The organism is Pseudomonas sp. NyZ480, from assembly GCF_029537255.1.
In the GTDB taxonomy this organism is placed as follows: Bacteria; Pseudomonadota; Gammaproteobacteria; order Pseudomonadales; family Pseudomonadaceae; genus Aquipseudomonas; species Aquipseudomonas taiwanensis.
The window spans coordinates 2600125-2617801 of record NZ_CP120626.1 but is presented as its reverse complement, the minus strand read 5'-3'; the positions used below and the strand labels follow the sequence as shown (position 1 = coordinate 2617801).

Sequence of the window (17677 nt, the reverse complement as noted above, 5' to 3'; positions counted from 1 at the left end):
GATGCCCGCGTGATGAATGACCAGGCTTGCTCAGTCGTTTCCAGCCCGTTACTCCAGGCTGTTGGTCACTGGCCTGTCCCCCGATTTCGTCAGGTGATGCAACGTTTCCTGTCCCTGCTGTAGTGGTGATGGCCAGGCTGCGGGTTGAACGGGGAACATGCCCTCGATATGGCCAAACACATCGTCGAGCATGGCGTGACGCCTGCGGTACATCGCCCGCTTTTTCGGGGCGATGTCGTCGGCCGAGCGTCTGGCGGCCTCCAGCGGAATCGTGAAGAAGTCCTCGCGCTCCGACGGCGATGCGCCGTTCTCCAGCCAGATGGTGTCGTAGTTGGCCGCCAGATCGTCGGCCTTTTCGGTGCCGAAATAGCGATGACGATGGTGCCGATAGCGGTCACCGACCGCATAGATACGGGCAACGCCAAGGGTTCTGGCCAGGCACTTGAGGACTTCGATCAAAAAACTTCTCGGGCGCAGCCCTTCGAAATCCTTGGTCAGGTCCCGGTAGATACTCAACGACCTTTCGCTGTCGATACCCTTGTGTATTCCCTGCACGGCACCGATCAGCACGAAGACTTCACCCCCGGTACCGCCAAGGCTGAAGGCCAGTGATGCCACACGCAGGTCGCCCTGGAACAGGTTGAGCACCAACTCCCCCTCGCGCCGGAACCAGACAGGCCGGTCCAGCACCAGGGTGCACTGGCTGGAATACCCCGACAGATCGCACAGCACCTGATGCTCGTCACGCCCCATCAGCAACAGCCTCGGGAACTGCTCGGCGACCACTTCATAGTGCGACGCTACCGCATCCAGCCGCTGCGGCGCTTCCCACGCCTTGCTGATGTAGGGCCACTGCACCACGCCAATGCTGTCGAAACCCAGCGCCTTGAACCCCTTGGGGCCCAGTGCTGCCGACATGCGCGCCACAAAGGCCTTGAGGTCTTCCCGCTGCTTGATGATCAGTATTCCCAGCTTGAGCTTGTTGTTCAGTGCCCGTAGCGAGTAACCGGGCTGCAGTGTGAGCACGCTTTTCACGATCGACCGATATGTCATGGGTTTCTCACTTGTACTCGATCAGCGCGGATTTGCCAGCGCCGAACCTGTTCAAAAGAAACTTCGCCTGCCCCACCATCTCGGGGAACTTCCCAAGCACCAGAAACACCGCCTGCAGCCAGTTCTCACGCCATGTTCGCCCACCACGGCGTGCCAGGCGCATCGTCTGCAAAGGGTAGATCAGAAGTGGCAGCAGCCCGACACTGCCCAACGACAGGCTGGCCACCACGCTGGCCAGCGGCAGCCCCAGGCCCCAGAACCAGGCCCGACGAGATTCTCTGCGCCAATGTCGCTCGGGCGTCTCGCCATGCAAGTGCGCCCCTTGGGCGAAGGCGTAACCCGCTCGCATGCTCCGCCGCCACCACTGGCTGAAACGGGTCATGTCGGCATCGTGCAGGGTCATCTCCACGCCCAGTCGCCAGATCTTCCAACCGCCGGCGCGCAGCCGCACACACATCTCAGGCTCTTCGCCGGCGATGAGGTCGGCACGAAAGCCCGACACCGCCAGGAAGGCTTCGGCACGTATCAGTGCGTCGCCCCCGCACGCCTTGGTTTCACCCAGTGGTGTGTCCCATTCCAGATCGCACAACAGGTTGTAGATCGAATGCCGCGGGTACCGCTCGCGACGCCGACCGCAGACCACGGCAACCTCTGGATGCGCCTGCAGAAAAGCCTGGGCTTGCTCAAGCCAACCGGCGACCACTTCGCAATCGCCATCGACGAACTGTACCAAGCGCAGCGACGGCATTACCCCGTGCAAATGGGCAAAGCCTTCGTTGCGTGCACGCGCTGCTGTGAACGGGATGGACAGATCCAGCGACACCACCTCGACACCCTGGTCCAAGGCGTGCTGCACCGAGCCATCGGTGGACCCCGAGTCGACATACACCACCGTGTCCGCACAGCCTGCCACGGAGGCCAGGCAACGCTCCAGGCGCAGCCCTTCATTACGGCCGATTATCACGACTCCGATGCCTGTCACCCTGGGCCTCACTCGTCTGCCTTGAACGAAACACGCCTTTTACCGCGCTGCCCTGCGGCTACCTCAGGAACACAAATTGGCCTCGACCGGCTTTCTCGCCTTGATGGTGGCCGGGACACCCACCGCCGCGCAGTTGTCCGGCACGTCGGTGAGGACCACGGCATTGGCGCCGATCAGTACGTTGTTGCCAATGCGGATATTGCCCAGCACCTTGGCCCCGGTGCCAATGTCGACATTGTTGCCGAACACCGGCGCGATAGGCTCCTCCACATTCTTCAAGCCCACCACCACCCCGTTGCGAATCCGGCAGTCATCGCCAAAGCGCGCGTAGCCGCTGATCACGATGCCGCCAAAATGGTCGATGACGAAATTGCGGCCTATCACCACCTCGCAGGGCAACTCAACCCCCGTGATGATCTGAATCAGCTTGAACAGCACTCTGTAGACCAACGAGCAGAGCTTGCGCAGGATCGCTGGGCGCACACCGTAGCGCCAGCGACCGAACCGGTAGACCAGCAGAACCCAGAAGCCCTGGGCCCCCCAGTCTCCACCATGTGCTCGCAGGTCGGCACGAATGTTCTCGAACATGGTTTAACCTACCGTGTGGGTTGGCGTGCGAACCGGGTCGCGAACAGTGACGACCAGGTGGCTTGGGTATGCAGCCAGCACGCCTTGATAGCCGCCCAGCCACGCCCTTTCAACAGCGCCTTGAGGGCCAGGATCGCATCGCCGAGACTGACCAGCAGCATGTGCAGGATCAACCCCGTGACGCCGTGGTGCTTGCGGAAGTACAGGAGTTCGCTTTCAATCTGATAGGTGGAAATCTGCCGGCTGGCCGCCTCCAGTTCCGCCACCGACTTGGAGCTTTCGCCGCCGATATGCACCACGGTGGTGTGCGGGTAGAACACCACTTTCCAGCCTGCCTCCTTGACGCGCTTGCAATGGTCCACTTCCTCGTAATACAAGAAGTAGCGAGGGTCGAACAGACCGACCTGGTCGAGTACTTCACGGCGAACCAGGTAGAAGCAGCCCGGCAGCCAATCGCATTCGCGGACCGTGCCATGGTCCCAGCTCATTTCGTCGACCATCTTCAAGCCAGGGAAGAACCGGTCCAGCCCGGTTCGGGAGACGAAGATGTTCAAAGGGGTCGGAAAGTATCGGCAACAAGGCTGCAGATCACCGTCACGCCCCACCAGGCGTACGCCCAGCACACCGCACTCCGGATGGGCCTCCATGTATTCGAGAGTCTTGTCCAGGGTGTCGCTTGCCACGAATGCATCGGTATTGAGCAACAGCGCGTACTTACCCTGCAGGTGTTCCAGCAGTTGGTTATTGGCCCGCCCAAAACCGACATTGTGCTTGTTGCTGACCAACAATGCCTGGGGGCAGACCTGGGCCATGCGCGCCACCGAGTCGTCGACCGAGGCGTTGTCCACCACCAGGTAACTTGCCAGCTGTTCGCCCCTGGCCTTGCGCAGGGCATCGAACATCGGCTGCAGCAAGGATGCCGTGTTGAAGTTCACCACCATCACATCGACGGGCTTTCTATCCATTGTTGCCCTCCCCGAAGAAATACTCGCGCCGCATGGCCGCCAGCTTCGGCTCCATTACCGGGTCATAGCCACTTTTGCGCTGCTTGATCAGGTCGGCCCACGGGTATGCCTCACAGCGCCGCTCTACTCGCTCGATCAGTTCTTCGGTGGTGCAGATGAATTTGGCCGGGTTGCCGCCCACCACCGTTCCGGGCGGGACGTCCTTGGTGACCACGGCACCTGCGGCAACGACCGAGTCGGGCCCGATGGTCACCCGGGGCATGACGATGACCCCGTGGCCGATGAAGCAGTTGTCGCGAATGTCGATATAGCCCACCGAATCCAGATGCTTGCCATAGCACACGCCAATCAAGGCGGCGACGCCATCGTGGCCCAAAAGGGTACAGTCCGACAGCCCCACGTTGGTGCCCAGACGCACCAGCACAGGGTCCGTCACGTTGCAGCCCACGTTCACATGCAGGTTGCCCCCAACCGAGTAGAACTTGCCCCAGCGTGTCAGGTACTCTCCCCAATCCCTGGCATTGGGGTGGCAAATCTTTTTGTAAAGCGAACCGCCACGTCCTGTTGAGAGTGCGTAATGCTTCAAAGCGCTGCGTATCCATCCGATCATGTTGCTGGCCTCGCACGTAATGCGATCATGGACTGTCCCTGAGGCGACTTCGGTCTCGTTCTTGTTGGTACTGACCGCCTCGCACTCAACCCGTTATCAACCGCGCTGTCGCTGTCGCGCCCCACTGGCGCCATTGCCCTCCTTCAGACAACCGTTCGGCTCGTCGTGCGCATCTTGTCATTGAGGTGATCCACCAGCCGCAGCGCGAATTGCAGCAGTGGCATGGTCGGGTTCGAAGCCCCGCCGGTGGCAAAGATGCTGCTCCCTGCCACGTAGAGATTCTCGGTCCCAAAAACCTTGCAGTCGGTATCCACGACCCCGTGCTGCGCCGATGCAGCCATGCGCGTTGTGCCCATGTGATGGGCGTGCGGCGACATTTTCAGGGGTATGGAGGTGTCGTAGACGAATGGGTTGAGCTTGACGAAGCCAAGTTGTGCTTCGGCGAACTGCTTGGCGAGCTCACTGCCAATGCACTTGATGGTGTGTCGATCGGTAGGGCTGAGCACCCAATTGACATTCACCTTGGCCATGCCCAGGGCGTCTTTTTCATCCAGCAGCGAGATCCGGCTCTGCGCGTTGGGGAACTGCTCGATCATCGTCCCGATTACGCCGTCACCTGGACAACTGAACTGTGCAATCCATTCGATCTTGCTGGCCACGCCCCAATCGCATGCCAGGTTCTCGAGGAAGTTCTTGACTTCGGCGGTCCGCCCGTAGGTCTGCACCTCCTCCACCACGGTCGCCGAAACATTGCCCTTGCCAGCGTGATACTCGGCGACGAAAGCATCGGTGGTGTAGTACTGGCGGCGGTCGGTGGCTTGCCCCTCCTTCAGGATGAAAGAACCTAGGTCGACATTCAGATGCTCCATGAAGCAACGCCCGACCCAACCTTCCTTGTTGGCGATACCCGCCTGCTGAAGGGACTTGCTGTTTAGCAACTGCCTGGCGTTCTCGATGGCGCCCGTGGCCAGGATGAAGTGCTTGGCCTTCAGACGCTCGCGTTGACGGTCGTAGTCCGACACCACCACGGCTGTCACGCTGCCCGAGGCGCTGTCGAACTCCAGGTCGACACAGTTGCAGTTGATGAACACATCCAGGCCATCGGTCTGCTTGAGTTCCGCTTCGTATTTTTGTGCAAAGCGCGTCGGGGGGCTGAGCAGAAACACGTCAGCCTCGAAATCACCGCCTTTGAGGCCGGTATTTATCGGGCGAAAGTCGGCCCCTTTAGGCAGGTCGACAATGTCCATCGCCGCTGGCAGGTAGCGCTCCACCTCCGAATAGGGGATGGGCCAACCCGGCAAGTCGCCGGGGGGCGCAACGGCGAAATCGGAGGGTGTGAAAGGACGGCAGCGGCCCGCCCAATGGTTGGACGTACCCCCCAGAAAACGCAGACGTGTCTCGGCCGGGTACAACTCAAGGCCTGTGGACGTACACGTGTAGAGCGCATGGGAGCGTTCCGAGTGTTCGACTCCGCCGCCTTCCAGCAGCGCCACGAGCCAACCGGCCTTGGCCAGGCGTATCGCCAGGGTTATACCGGCCGGGCCTGCACCGACAACGCAGAAATCATAGGCGTCACGCAGTTCTTTTTGCGTTTGATAGTCCTTGATCATGCCTGCCCGTCCCGGAAGTACTGAGATGGCAATACCCATCCATTGATGACGACGAACTCGGACTTGGCCTGCGGCTTTGGCGTCGCCCGCGAAACGGTGCCGAATACCGCGCCCCCAATGCCCAGCAGGACGCAATTGCGTAGAAACCGCCTACGACCCAGAAATGGCGCACAAAACTGAAGCTTCCCCATGATCCCCGGACCTATGCCAAGTGTTATCGAGAGGCGTCCCAGCCATTGGAAAGCGCGAATCCTGCCTCGGTGCCCGTTTCTATGCCGAGCCCTGACCGGCTTGCTGCAGGTTCGCCAATGCCAGCAGATGAATCGCCGGCACGGCTTCAATCTCCAACCGATAGCGCTACAGTTCACTATAGTTTCAATCAGCCATGATGCTAGCCGACCTCCACCAAGGGATAGGTGCCCTCAGCCAATGCCTGAACATTTACGTGCCCTGATCGTCATTCTGTTCCTGGCGTGCGTCGTATTCGTGCTGGCGCGCCGACCAGCGACAGACCTGATCCCGGAGCGGGACTTCAAACGTCGCCGTAACCTATGGTTCGGCCTGACACTGCTGGCGTTCTTTTCCCATAGTTTCTGGCTTTATGCCCTGGCGGGTGCGGTCATCATGAGCCTGGCCGGGCGTCGCGAACGCAACCCGATGGCGTTGTTCTTCATGTTGTTGTTCCTGATTCCACCGGCCGCTGTACCGATACCCGGCTTTGGCTTGATCAATTACCTGGTCGACCTCACCCATGTGCGCCTGCTCACCCTCTGCGTGCTACTGCCCGCGGCATGGGCACTGAGCAAGCAAGGCGACACCCAACCCTTCGGTCGCAGTTGGCCCGACAAGTTGCTGGCGGCGAGCATGCTGCTGATGTGCGTACTGTCGCTGCGCGAAACCACCGTCACCGACACGCTGCGTCAGGCGCTGTACCTGTATGTGGACATGTTCCTGCCCTACTACGTCGCCAGCCGCGCGCTGAAGGACCTGGAAGACTTCAAGGATGCCCTGCTGGCCTTCGTGCTGGCCTCGTTCCTACTGTCGATCATCGGCGTGGCCGAGTACGCACGTCACTGGCTGCTGTACAACGCACTGACCGACGCCATGGGCGTGCCCTGGAGCATGAGCAGCTACCTGAGCCGTGGCGGCTCGCTGCGCGCGAGCGCCACCACCGGCCAGGCCATCGTGCTGGGCTACGTGATCAGCGTGGCGATTGGCTTGTTCCTGTTCGTGCAGGCCTATGTTCGCAAACCCATCCATCGCTACCTGGGCGCCCTGCTGCTGGCGGCCGGGTTGTTCGCGCCCCTGTCGCGCGGCCCCTGGATCGGCGCTGGGGTCATCGTCGCGGCCTTCATCGCCACAGGCCGGGGCGCGGTCAGGCGCTTCATCCTGCTCGGCCTGGCCGGTGTGCTGTGCGTGCCCCTGCTCACCGTGATACCGGGCGGAGAAAAAGTGCTGAACCTGCTGCCCTTCATTGGCAACATCGAAACCGAGAACATCACCTACCGCCAGCGCCTGATCGACAACTCCTGGATCGTGATCCAGCGCAACCCCTGGTTCGGCTCGTTCGACTTCCGCAGCACCCCCGAGATGCAGTCGATGATCCAGGGCCAAGGCATCATCGATATCGTCAACACTTATGTCAGCCTGGCGTTGCGGGTCGGCATGGTGGGGCTTGCGCTGTTCATCGCCTTCTTCGTGGTCATCCTGATGGGCATCCGCAGATCGATGCGTGCATTCCCCGACAAAGACGATAAACAACGCCTTCTAGGAAGGGCGCTGCTGGCCACGCTGCTGGGCATCATGGTCATTATCTTTACCGTCAGCAGCATCACCGTGATTCCGGTGATCTACTGGTCCGTTGGCGGGCTGGGTGTGGCCTACATCCATATGGTGCGCAAGCTCCGGCAAGAGCAGGCCGCCGAGTTGCCCCATGCCCGCCTTCAAGCCAGGTAAACTCGATGACACGAAGCCCCCTGCATTCCCTCATCCGGGCCACGGCTCTGCTTGGCCTGGTTTCGTTGCCCATGGCAACGTGGTCGTCCGATTGGGCCGTCAACATCGAAGAGCGCAACGGTTTGCCCAACATCACCCGGGGTGGCGGACCGGCGATGATCGGCAAGTTCAGTTTCTTCGCACAACAGTGGAACTGGACCGGCTATTACCCCACCTTCACGGTCAAAGCCCCGCAGCAGTACACCCTCGCCGGTGAAAACAAGGACTTGAACTTCAAGCTCGTCGCAGACATCCGCAAGGATACCCCGCAATCATTGACCTGGGCATTCGACCTGCAGACCGAGCAACGGCACGACGATGTCATGGGCGGCGGCATGGTGTTCAATTTCGACCCGTCGCTGTTCGCCGGCGAAATGGGTGCACCGCAATTGCTCCCCGGCAATCGAGGCTGGGCCTGGGGTACGGAAGGTAAACGCCGTGTCGAGATGCGCTTCGAACCACCGTTGGCGAAGGTGTACTTCGAGCGTGGCAACCCGGATGAGGTGCGCGCATTCTTCTATGACCGCCAGATAACCCCAGGCCGCCAACAGATCAACGCGGTGCTGAGCGTGACGGGCGACATCGCCATCGGCCAGACCCAGTCCGAACGGTTTGGCCTGAGCGACCCGAAAAGCTGGCCACAAGACCAGCTGGACTGGAAAACCTCGCCGGTCGACCTGTCGTTTCTCAACGCAGCAGAAAAACCAGCTGGCAAGCACGGCTTCGTCAAGGCTGACGGTGAACGACTGGTGTTCGCCGACAACACGCCCGTGCGTTTCTGGGGCACCAACCTGTCGGCCTCTGCCCTGTTCGACACCCCGGACCAATACATCAAGCAACAAGCCAAGCGCCTATCGGCACTGGGCTTCAACCTCGTGCGCCTGCACCACCATGACTCACTCTGGGTGCTGCCCAACATCTTCGGCGATGGCAGGACGATCAAGAACACCCAGCAACTCGATGCCGAGTCGCTGAGAAAACTCGATCTGTGGATCAAATGCCTCAAGGAGGAAGGCATCTATGTGTGGCTCGACCTGCACGTACAGCGCTCGCTGATGGACAGCGACGGCATCTATGGCTTCGATGAACTGCCCAAACAATACGGGCGAGCCGAATTCAAAGGCTACGCCTATGTGAACGTCACCATTCAACAACGCATGAAGCAGTTCGCCGAGCAGTACCTGAACCATGTGAATGCCTATACCCAATTGGCCTACAAGGACGACCCCGCCATCGCGGCGGTGCTGATCACCAACGAGAACGACATCACCCATCACTTCGGCAACGCGCTGTTGCCCGACAAGAATGTGCCCAGACACAGCCGGCTCTACATGGATGAGGCCAAGGCGTTTGCCAGTCGCCATGACCTGCCGGAGGACGCCACCTGGCGCGCCTGGGAGCATGGCCCGGCCAAGCTGTTCCTCAACGACCTGGAGCATCGCTTCGATGTCGAGATGATCGAACACCTGCGCAAGATCGGCGTGAAAGTGCCCATCGCCACTACCAGTAGCTGGGGCGGCAATGGCTTGAGTTCGCTGCCGGCGCTCACCACGGGCGATCTGATCGACGTTCACAGCTACGGCGGCATCGGCCAGCTGGAAAAAAACCCGCTGACCAGCGATGGGCTGGTCGACTGGCTGGCAGCCGCCCAGGTAGTGGGCAAGCCATTGACCGTCACGGAGTGGAACAACGAGCCCTTCCCGCTCCCCGATCGCCACTCACTGCCCTTGATCGTGGCGGGTACCGCCAGCCATCAGGGCTGGGACGCATTGATGCAATATGCCTATAGCCAGGAGGGGCTTGGCGATGGCAGGCAAACGGCGGACAACTGGCATGCCTACAACGACCCTGCCCTGATCGCCACCCTCCCGGCGGCGGCCTTGCTGTATCGACGCGGCGATGTGCAGCAGGCGCAGACCCGCTACGTCTTCGCCCCGTCGGTCGAAACCTTGTTCAACCGCTCGATCTCACCGAGTGATTCGGTGCTGCTGCGTACCGCCATGGAAAAAGGCATGTTGCAGATCGCCCTGCCGCAAACGCCGCAATTGCCATGGCTCGCCCAAAGCGACATCCCGGCCAACGCCCAGTTGCTGCATGACCCTGAGCAGTCGCTGCTCGACAACAATGCCACCCAGGCCACCACGGATACCGGTGAGATCACGCGCAATTGGCAGCAAGGCCTCTACACCATCGATACGCCCAAGACCCAGGTCGCCAGCGGCTGGCTCGGCGGCCGCTCGACCCGCTTGTCGAACCTTCAGGTGCAACTGAAGACGCCCTATGCCAGCGTGGCCGTGCAGAGCCTGGACAACCAGCCGCTCGGCCAGTCGCACAGCCTGCTGGTCTCGCTCGGCACGCGGGCCGTGCCCAAGGAAGACAAAAGCACCCCGTTCTATGTCGAGCCCCTGGTCGGCGCCTTGAGTATCGCCGCACCGCCGGGCCTGAAGGCCTATGCCCGCAGTGCCTCGGGACAAGAAACAGTGCTTCCAGCCCGTTACGAAAATGGCCGCTACACCCTGAACTTCGACGGCCAGCACATGGCCAATTGGCTGTTCTTGAAATAGGCCATTCGGCCTTCTACGCTCTGAAAAGACCTGTATTGGCAGGCCCTCAACACTGAATCTGTTCCAGGAGGATTGGATGAAGTACTTGGTTGTCGGAGGCGCAGGCTATATAGGTTCGCACATGGTCAAGTACCTGGCGGACGCAGGTCACGAGGTGGTCGTGGCGGATATCGCGCAAGCACGCCCTGACATCAAGTGGGTCGGGCTGGATGTCGCCGACAAGCACGCACTGGACACCTTGTTCGCCGAATCCCCTTTCGATGCGGTCTTCCACTTCGCCTCCCACATCCAGGTGGGTGAGTCGGTCACCGACCCTGCCAAGTACTACCAGAACAACGTGGCAGCCACCCTGACCCTGCTGCATGCCATGGTACGGGCGAACATCAAGCACCTGATCTTCTCCTCCACCGCTGCCGTCTATGGCGACCCGCAGTACACCCCCATCGACGAGCAACACCCCAAGCTGCCGATCAACCCTTATGGGCGCAGCAAATGGATGGTGGAGCAGATTCTGGAGGACTTCGACCGGGCCTATGGACTGAAATCGGTATGCCTGCGTTACTTCAACGCCGCCGGCGCAGACCCAGGCGGTCAGATCGGCGAGTGCCATGAACCGGAAACCCACTTGATCCCGTTGATCTTGCAGGCCGCGTCAGGACGACGCGAGGCGATTACCGTGTTCGGCCATGACTACGATACCCCCGATGGCACCTGCATCCGTGACTATATCCATGTCAACGATCTGGCCTCGGCGCACGCGCTGGCCGTGGATTATCTGTTGAAGGGCGGCACCAGCACGGTCTTCAACCTGGGCAACGGCCAAGGCTTTTCCGTCCAGCAGGTGATCGACACTGCCCGCGCGGTGACTGGTCGGCCGATCAACGTCAACAAGGCGCCGCGCCGCGCCGGCGACCCACCGACGCTGGTCGCCGATGCCGGCAAGGCGGAAACCGTGCTGGGATGGAAACCGCAATTCACCGCGTTGGAGCAAATCGTCTCGCACGCCTGGAGTTGGGAGCAGCAGTACCCCTGGCACTGACTGCCAAGGGTATGCCGGTCGCCTTCAATCAATAGTAGGAGCGAGTCTGCGGCTCTGCCTTGTTCAGTACCGCGCCGATCAGGTTGGCAGTACCCAAGTGGTACAGGCAGTCTTCGATCTCTTTCTTGCTATTCTGACCATTGGCCACCACCAACAGCACGCAGTCGAACTTCGGCAGCACGGTGATGGCGTCGTCGGAACTGAGCAGCGGTGGCAGATCGAAGATACAGATGCGCGAGTCGTAGCGATCGCGCAGATCGCCGATCAGGTTGGTCACCCTAGGCGAAGACAACACCTCGGTGGACAGCGGTATCGGCTCACGGGTCGGCAGCACCACGAAGCGCGGCAACGTTGGGTTGACCAGCACCTCTTCCAGTCCGGCCTTGCCAGACAACAGTTCGTTCATGGCCTTGCCCATCGGCAACCCAAGGCTGGCACCCACCCTTGGACGGCGCAGATCGAAGTCCACCAGCAGTGCGGTCTTGGTAGTGTGATGGGCGATACTCATCGCCAGGTTGATTGCCAGCACCGTCTTGCCTGCCTCGGGTGTCGGCGAGGTGATGGCCAAGGTGCGCCAGCCATTTTCCTCCATGGCCTGCAGCACCTGGGTACGCAGGAGGTCGAAGGCCCAGCTCATGTTCGAGTTCTTGTTGTACGCCACGATTCGGTGTCGCTCGAGGTGCTCGGCCCGCAGCGGCACAACGGTGGTTTGTACATAGTCGAATGGGCCAAGTACTTCGGTTTGCTCGACCGCAGGTAGCGGCGTGTCCGAAGCGTTGGGCGATACCTGGTGCAGGGGTTTTCCAATAGCCGGCGTAATTCTGTCCATCGCTGCTGTTCCCTATTCAAACCGAGCCATAGCTTTGAAAAGCAGAAGGTCCAACGGCATGTACAAGAAATGGACCATCGCTAATATGATAGCAACCAACAACAACCCGGCGACCACCATCAGGGTTCGCGAGCGTTTGCGCTGGGCCAGCTCGGCCTGGGTGGAGATAAACGGCACTGCAACCAGCACACGCTTGCCCACCACGCTTTCCAGGGCACCCACACCGCGTACGCGCTGATTGAGCATTTCCAGCAACATCACCAGTGCACCGCCACCGGCCGGGGCCAGCAATACCCCCAAGGCAACGATTTTCTTGCGGTTGGGCTTGACGGGTTTTTCCGGCATCAGCGGCGGTTCCAGTAGCACGAAACGTTCCGCCTTGTTTTCCTCTTCCAGGCTTTCGGTGATTTTCGCGCCCATCTCCTTGGCGCGAATTTCTTCGTACTTCTTGCGCGCGTTATCGTGATCGCGCATCAACGTCACCAGGCCACGCTCGACTTGAGGCGCTTCAAGAATCTCCGCCTCGTAGCCTTCGATCTTCTTGGTCAGCTGACGCTTTTGCTCGGCAAGCGAGGCGATGCGTGATTGCGCAGCCTCGATGCGCGTGCGCACCCGGGCTGCATCCAGATTCGTCTCAGCTACTGCCATACCATTGCCGCCGGCGGTTTCAAGTGCCTGGATCTTGCGCTTGACCGCCTGTACGTCAGGGTGGGCATCTTTATACCTGCCAAGCAGCCTGGCGTACTCTGCCTTGAGGCTGGCCAGGTCCTGCGGTTGATCTGCCACGCTCCTGCCGTTGTCCGGCTTGACGGTCAACCCGGCCTTGGCAGCGGACAGTTCCAGCTCCAGGTAACGCAGCTCTTCCTGCGCGGCCTTGTAGTCACGGTCGACTTCCCTGAACTCAAGCTCGGAGCGCGACAGCATGCTCATGCGCAGCTCCTGATGCTCCGGCAAGGCATTGGCGTGGGCCTGCTTGAAGTCGGCCAGCTGGTTCTCCAGGCTCGCCAGTTCGGCACCCAACTTGTTCGCTTCCTGGGTCAGGAACTCGGTGGTCTCGCTGGCCCGCTCGGTGCGCTGCTTGACGTTCTCGTTGAGAAACAGCGTGACCAGTTCGTTGGCCACTTCCTTGGCCACTTCTGGACGCTTGTCCTCGTAGGACACATTGAAAGCCACCGTTGCCTCGCCGCGTCCCTTCACGAAGGTACTGACGGTGGCGACCACGATGGAGTTGCGCATCTTCTCGATCTTGTCCGACTCGCTGAATTGCTTGCCCTTGTCGGCGAACAGGCCGTACTTGTCGATGATGCGCAACAGGTTCTCGCGGGTCATCACCCGCTGGCGAATCACTTCGATGCGTTCATCGGCAAAACTGTTGTTGTTTGCCGACACCAGCTCTGGCGAGATTTGCTGTGACTCCACCAGAATGGTGCCGGTCGACTGGTAGATGGGAGGGACCGTGACAGCGACTGCCACGGTGAGTGCAAGAATGACCACGATACTGACCCCCAACAGCAGGGCTCTTTCCTTGATGATTGCCAGGTAATCTTTGAGGGACAGTTCGTATTCAGACTTCATAGAGGCCACCGCGCTGAAATTCAGAGGTCGGGTAATCTATACGTCAAGGTCATTCCAATGATGGTGCCTGTTGCATCCGGCAAGTTGTCTTGCTGGCGTTCCTTGTACATCAACGATAGGCGCAGATCCCAAAAAGGCGAGAGTTCACGACTCGCCCACGCGCTGTAGCTTTGCAAAGTATTGGGTGTGGTGCCTTTGGCGTCTTGCCAGGAGGCATCCAGCCCCACACGAGTGAGCTCGGTAAGCGCATAACTCCAGCTGCCACGTACTGCATCGAGTTCGGCAAAGCCCCCGGATGCGCTGGCAATGGTGCTTCGCTCGGCACTGAAAATCGCATCGGCTCGTTCCCCGATGTAGCGCAGCGAGACCCCTCCCTCCCCGCGCCTGCCCCCTTCGGAGCCGGACACCTGGTTTACCCCTACATGCACATCCCCGGTGAAACGTTCGGAGAACTGGTACTTCAACCCCACCGTAGGCGTGTAGCTGTTGGAGGCGAACGCCGTGGTGTCGTCCTGCGGCTCGTAACGCCGTGCGATGAAGCTGGTATAGAGGTCGGTGCGCTCGCTCCAGTTGTAAGTCCAGGTCAGCACGTTCGCCAGCTCGTCATAACCGGTCAGCGTGGTGATGTCGTATCGGGCGTGGGAGTACGTGGTTTCGTTGGCCAACGTACTGCGTTCGGTAATGGCATCACTCCAGTTGGCGGTCACCGTCGAGAGCTTCTGCGTGCCGTCGGTTGTCACCACGCCGGTGTCCTGGACCAGCGCCGACAACGTCGAACTTTCGTTGTAGTTCGCCCTCAGGCCGAAGCGGCCCCGCTCCGTTTCCCGCTGCCAGCCAAGGCTGACGTTGGGGTCTTCACGGTCCTTGATAATGGCCGTGTCGGACGAGCGCAGCACTTGCACGCCCAAACCAAAACTGAACTCGTCGCGGCCGAGCGTGCCGACCAGGCCAAAGTCAGGCGCAATGATCGTGCGCGTCACTGCCTTTTCGTCAGACGTCAACAGCAAGGGGTTGCTGTCATACTCGACCGTCGTCGGTACGGCAACCGAACTGTGCCAGATAGCGGCATGAACCATCCCCGAGTACGGCAAAATCAAGAGTGCTGTGGCAACACCCGTATTTCTGAGAAGCGGCATTCTGAGCCTTACTGCACATGGCAAGATCAAGGTACGATCAATGTGTCACCAGCGCGCAGTTGGAAATTGGTGGACATGTCGCGCCCAGACACCAAATCCTTGTAGCGTACTGGCAGTACTTTTTGTGAGTCGCCGTTTTGGCGAACAACTTTTATTTCGCTTTCGTCCGCAAACTTGTCCAGGCCGCCTGACATGCTCAGCGCCTGCAACACTGCCGTGGGTCCATACATTTCAACCGGCCCAGGCTTGATCACTTTACCTTGCACGTAGACGAGATTGCCAGCCGTACTGGTGACCACGACGCTTACATGCGGATCGGCCAGGAAGGGTTCGAGTTTAACTTTGATTTTCTGCGCGACGGTCGTGACATCAAGACCGGCGACATCGACGCGCCCGGCAAGGGGGAAGGTGATACTGCCATCGGGCAGGACCGTGGTTTCCTGGCGCAGGCTTTCTTCCTGCCACACGGAAATCATCAATTTATCGCCGGCACTGAGCTGGTAAACCGGACTCTGATCTTCGGCATGGCTGGTACCCACCCCAACCAGCAGCACGCAGAGCACAGAACACATCAAACGCACCATGGGGGATCCCTCCAGGCAAGTAGCCATGTAAAGAGCACTATGTGAGAACAACAAAAAACAGCTTCTCGCTCCACACCGGTCAAACCACCTGTTGCGACAGTTGACCGCGACACCACAAACCACTCACTGCAACCAGGCAACCTTCAGGTTGTCGGCAAGTGGAATATAGCAACGGCTCGCGAATTGACAAGCTGCGACCCCTGATGCCAACGACCTCGCGTCAAATGCCCGACAGGGCACCCAAGTCGTTGACTCTCCTTGTAAAAATCAAACTTTTCTTCGGTTAGCCACGACGACGAAGCCGATGACAGCGACTGCGAAGAGCCAGCCAGCCGTCGCCAACGGAATTACACTCGCCTGGTTGATGTAGGAGTCGGCAGCGCGCGCAGCGCCACTCAAAAGTATCAATAAAAATATAGATTTAATGAACAGTGTCGAGCGCATGATCCCCTCCTGACAAAGAGGATAAACACGGGGAAGGAAGTGTCTTATTAGCTGCTGATTGGAGCTTATGGGCACAATGATATTACGTCAACGATCCGACACCATAATATATCTCAATGAGGCAGGCCCAATATCGTCAAAAAGTTGCCAGGTTAAATTTGTAGGCTTTTGCGCGTTACGCCCCATTGACCGAAGACGTTGATTCCATTGCAAAACCCTTACGCGACGAGTCTGAACATACGCCGTGCCCTACCCGGGCTCACCGCGCGGGTTGTCACTGCGTTGAAACGGCCGATGTGTTTCACGGGTGATAACCCAAATGCTAATCGTTGTAAGTCCAACCCAGATTTGACGCATTCCAGGCTCTGCGTGAACAGTCTTGAGACGAAGGTCAGACAAGGGGAAAACAGCCGAGGAAGCGGCGTTTACGGGTTGTAAATGAGCCTTCCGAGGCTGTTCTCAACGCAGCATCACCGGGTAGCAAGGCTTTGCGTACAGAGCTTAGGCCCCGCGTGCCGGTGAGAGGGGGGACGCGGTACAGGCAACCGGTTTATGACGGCAGTAGATCCAGTGTGCGCTCAACCTCGTCGATATCGATCTTGAAACCCTCGCCGTCCGGTGTCCCGACCACAAAACCGAAATGCTGGTGATCACGATCGGTCATGAACTTGTAGTAGCTGACGAACCGGTTAGGCGGTTGTAGCGCCAGCACCGAGCCTCCGTCCTGAAGTACATTCACGCCGTGCGCCAACTGGCTGCCTTCAACACCTATCACCGTTCTAGCACCTGCACAGGCCGCCACGATGCTCGGCACATCGGTTTTGAGGGGATTGATGATGCGAAAGCCTCGGTGCTTGCGCAGGTGCTCGGCAATCTCAAGCTCGTTGCGCAACAGCCGTAGTTCGCCATCGCCACCGCGCAACAGGAAAACACCAGGATGGGGCGCATGCTCGACATGGGACAGCAACTTCTCCCCCATGCCCCGGTAACGCAGGTGCCTGTTGCGGTTATTGCTCTGGTCGTCGAACAACACCAGTTCGCGAATGAAGGCATTACGCAAACGCAGCGGCCGCATGCCCAACCAGTCTTCATATGCAGGGGCCTGGGCGAACAAGGGGAATTTCGCCGAAGGCGCTGTAGTAATCGGTACGCCCTCATTACAAGCCAACGGATACGTCGCGCAATCCTCCATCAACCAGGTGCCGAACCAGGAGTTGCCGTGCAGCGTGCAATAGGCCGCCGCACGCTCGATTTCATGCTCTACGACAATTCCGGGAAAATGCGTAGGGCGCAAGGACAGCCAGTGGCAGGCATCGTCCTTGTACAGGGCACCGTCGATCAACCATACATCCTTGATCAGGTAGCCTCGCGTGGCGCCATGGTCGACGGTCAAGCCGCCTTCCATCGTCCGGCGCGGGTGCTCGAAGGGATGAAATTCCCAACCGGTTACACGCTCCAGCTGGTTGGGCAGGAAGATAGCGCGTGGCGACACAGTGGTCTCACTCGGGGCAATCTCCCAACTTTTCTCGGCAATGCTTTTAAGGTCGATCTCTGCCTGTCGGGAGAACCGTTTGCGGGCGATGTATTTGTAGGCGGCCAGCGTCAATTTTTTTCGACCCTTAGCAGGTGTGGCACTGAAGGGCGTGACATCGCTTCCCATAGTGAGCTCCCAAGGCTGCGCGGCTAATCGCCAAAAAATCAGC

The 17677-nt window shown here is 59.7% G+C and carries 15 protein-coding genes; 3 read left to right on the top strand and 12 right to left on the bottom strand.

Going from position 1 to position 17677, the window contains the following annotated elements:
- Window positions 1-48: 48 nt before the first annotated feature.
- From P3R38_RS11965 to P3R38_RS11940, 6 genes are all read right to left on the bottom strand, one after another.
- Complete coding sequence (locus P3R38_RS11965; protein ID WP_277687173.1) at window positions 49-1053, bottom strand: DUF535 family protein; 1005 nt, start codon at window positions 1051-1053, stop codon at window positions 49-51.
- Window positions 1054-1060: 7 nt separating this feature from the next.
- Window positions 1061-2035 carry a glycosyltransferase family A protein gene (locus tag P3R38_RS11960; protein WP_104883964.1) on the bottom strand — a complete coding sequence of 325 codons (975 nt, stop codon included), beginning with the start codon at window positions 2033-2035 and terminating at the stop codon, window positions 1061-1063.
- A 63-nt stretch (window positions 2036-2098) separates the two neighbouring features.
- Window positions 2099-2623, bottom strand: coding sequence for a serine acetyltransferase (locus P3R38_RS11955; protein ID WP_027907575.1), 525 nt, complete (start codon window positions 2621-2623; stop codon window positions 2099-2101).
- An 8-nt stretch (window positions 2624-2631) separates the two neighbouring features.
- Window positions 2632-3588: a glycosyltransferase family 2 protein gene (locus tag P3R38_RS11950; protein WP_023380470.1), complete on the bottom strand. Its 957-nt coding sequence runs from the start codon at window positions 3586-3588 to the stop codon at window positions 2632-2634.
- On the bottom strand, window positions 3581-4198 hold the full coding sequence (locus P3R38_RS11945) for an acyltransferase (RefSeq protein ID WP_027907576.1): 618 nt from the start codon (window positions 4196-4198) through the stop codon (window positions 3581-3583). Before P3R38_RS11945 ends, P3R38_RS11950 begins: the two co-directional genes overlap by 8 nt.
- A gap of 143 nt (window positions 4199-4341) precedes the next feature.
- Window positions 4342-5808, bottom strand: a complete 1467-nt coding sequence (locus P3R38_RS11940; RefSeq protein ID WP_104883965.1) for a GMC family oxidoreductase — start codon at window positions 5806-5808, stop codon at window positions 4342-4344.
- A gap of 429 nt (window positions 5809-6237) precedes the next feature.
- Here P3R38_RS11940 and P3R38_RS11935 point away from each other — a divergent pair, with 429 nt between their 5' ends.
- The 3 genes from P3R38_RS11935 to galE all read left to right on the top strand — a co-directional run bounded on the left by P3R38_RS11935 (window position 6238) and on the right by galE (window position 11406).
- Complete coding sequence (locus P3R38_RS11935) at window positions 6238-7764, top strand: O-antigen ligase family protein (RefSeq protein ID WP_027907577.1); 1527 nt, start codon at window positions 6238-6240, stop codon at window positions 7762-7764.
- Between the two features lie 5 nt (window positions 7765-7769).
- Window positions 7770-10367: a cellulase family glycosylhydrolase gene (locus P3R38_RS11930; RefSeq protein ID WP_277687171.1), complete on the top strand. Its 2598-nt coding sequence runs from the start codon at window positions 7770-7772 to the stop codon at window positions 10365-10367.
- Between the two features lie 76 nt (window positions 10368-10443).
- A complete protein-coding gene (gene galE / locus P3R38_RS11925) occupies window positions 10444-11406 on the top strand; it encodes a UDP-glucose 4-epimerase GalE (RefSeq protein WP_027907579.1) in 963 nt (320 codons plus the stop codon).
- A gap of 28 nt (window positions 11407-11434) precedes the next feature.
- Here galE and P3R38_RS11920 read toward each other — a convergent pair whose 3' ends face one another.
- The 6 genes from P3R38_RS11920 to P3R38_RS11895 all read right to left on the bottom strand — a co-directional run bounded on the left by P3R38_RS11920 (window position 11435) and on the right by P3R38_RS11895 (window position 17634).
- Window positions 11435-12235, bottom strand: a complete 801-nt coding sequence (locus P3R38_RS11920; RefSeq protein ID WP_023380464.1) for a CpsD/CapB family tyrosine-protein kinase — start codon at window positions 12233-12235, stop codon at window positions 11435-11437.
- Between the two features lie 12 nt (window positions 12236-12247).
- Window positions 12248-13810 carry a Wzz/FepE/Etk N-terminal domain-containing protein gene (locus tag P3R38_RS11915; protein WP_104881810.1) on the bottom strand — a complete coding sequence of 521 codons (1563 nt, stop codon included), beginning with the start codon at window positions 13808-13810 and terminating at the stop codon, window positions 12248-12250.
- Window positions 13811-13830: 20 nt separating this feature from the next.
- Complete coding sequence (locus P3R38_RS11910) at window positions 13831-14946, bottom strand: hypothetical protein (protein ID WP_027907581.1); 1116 nt, start codon at window positions 14944-14946, stop codon at window positions 13831-13833.
- A 26-nt stretch (window positions 14947-14972) separates the two neighbouring features.
- Complete coding sequence (locus P3R38_RS11905; RefSeq protein ID WP_023380461.1) at window positions 14973-15530, bottom strand: polysaccharide biosynthesis/export family protein; 558 nt, start codon at window positions 15528-15530, stop codon at window positions 14973-14975.
- 267 nt (window positions 15531-15797) lie between these two features.
- The gene (locus P3R38_RS11900) at window positions 15798-15974 is read right to left on the bottom strand and encodes a hypothetical protein (protein ID WP_023380460.1); all 177 of its coding nucleotides are present in this window, start codon (window positions 15972-15974) and stop codon (window positions 15798-15800) included.
- 550 nt (window positions 15975-16524) lie between these two features.
- Window positions 16525-17634 carry a glycosyltransferase family 61 protein gene (locus tag P3R38_RS11895; protein ID WP_277687170.1) on the bottom strand — a complete coding sequence of 370 codons (1110 nt, stop codon included), beginning with the start codon at window positions 17632-17634 and terminating at the stop codon, window positions 16525-16527.
- Window positions 17635-17677: the final 43 nt, after the last annotated feature.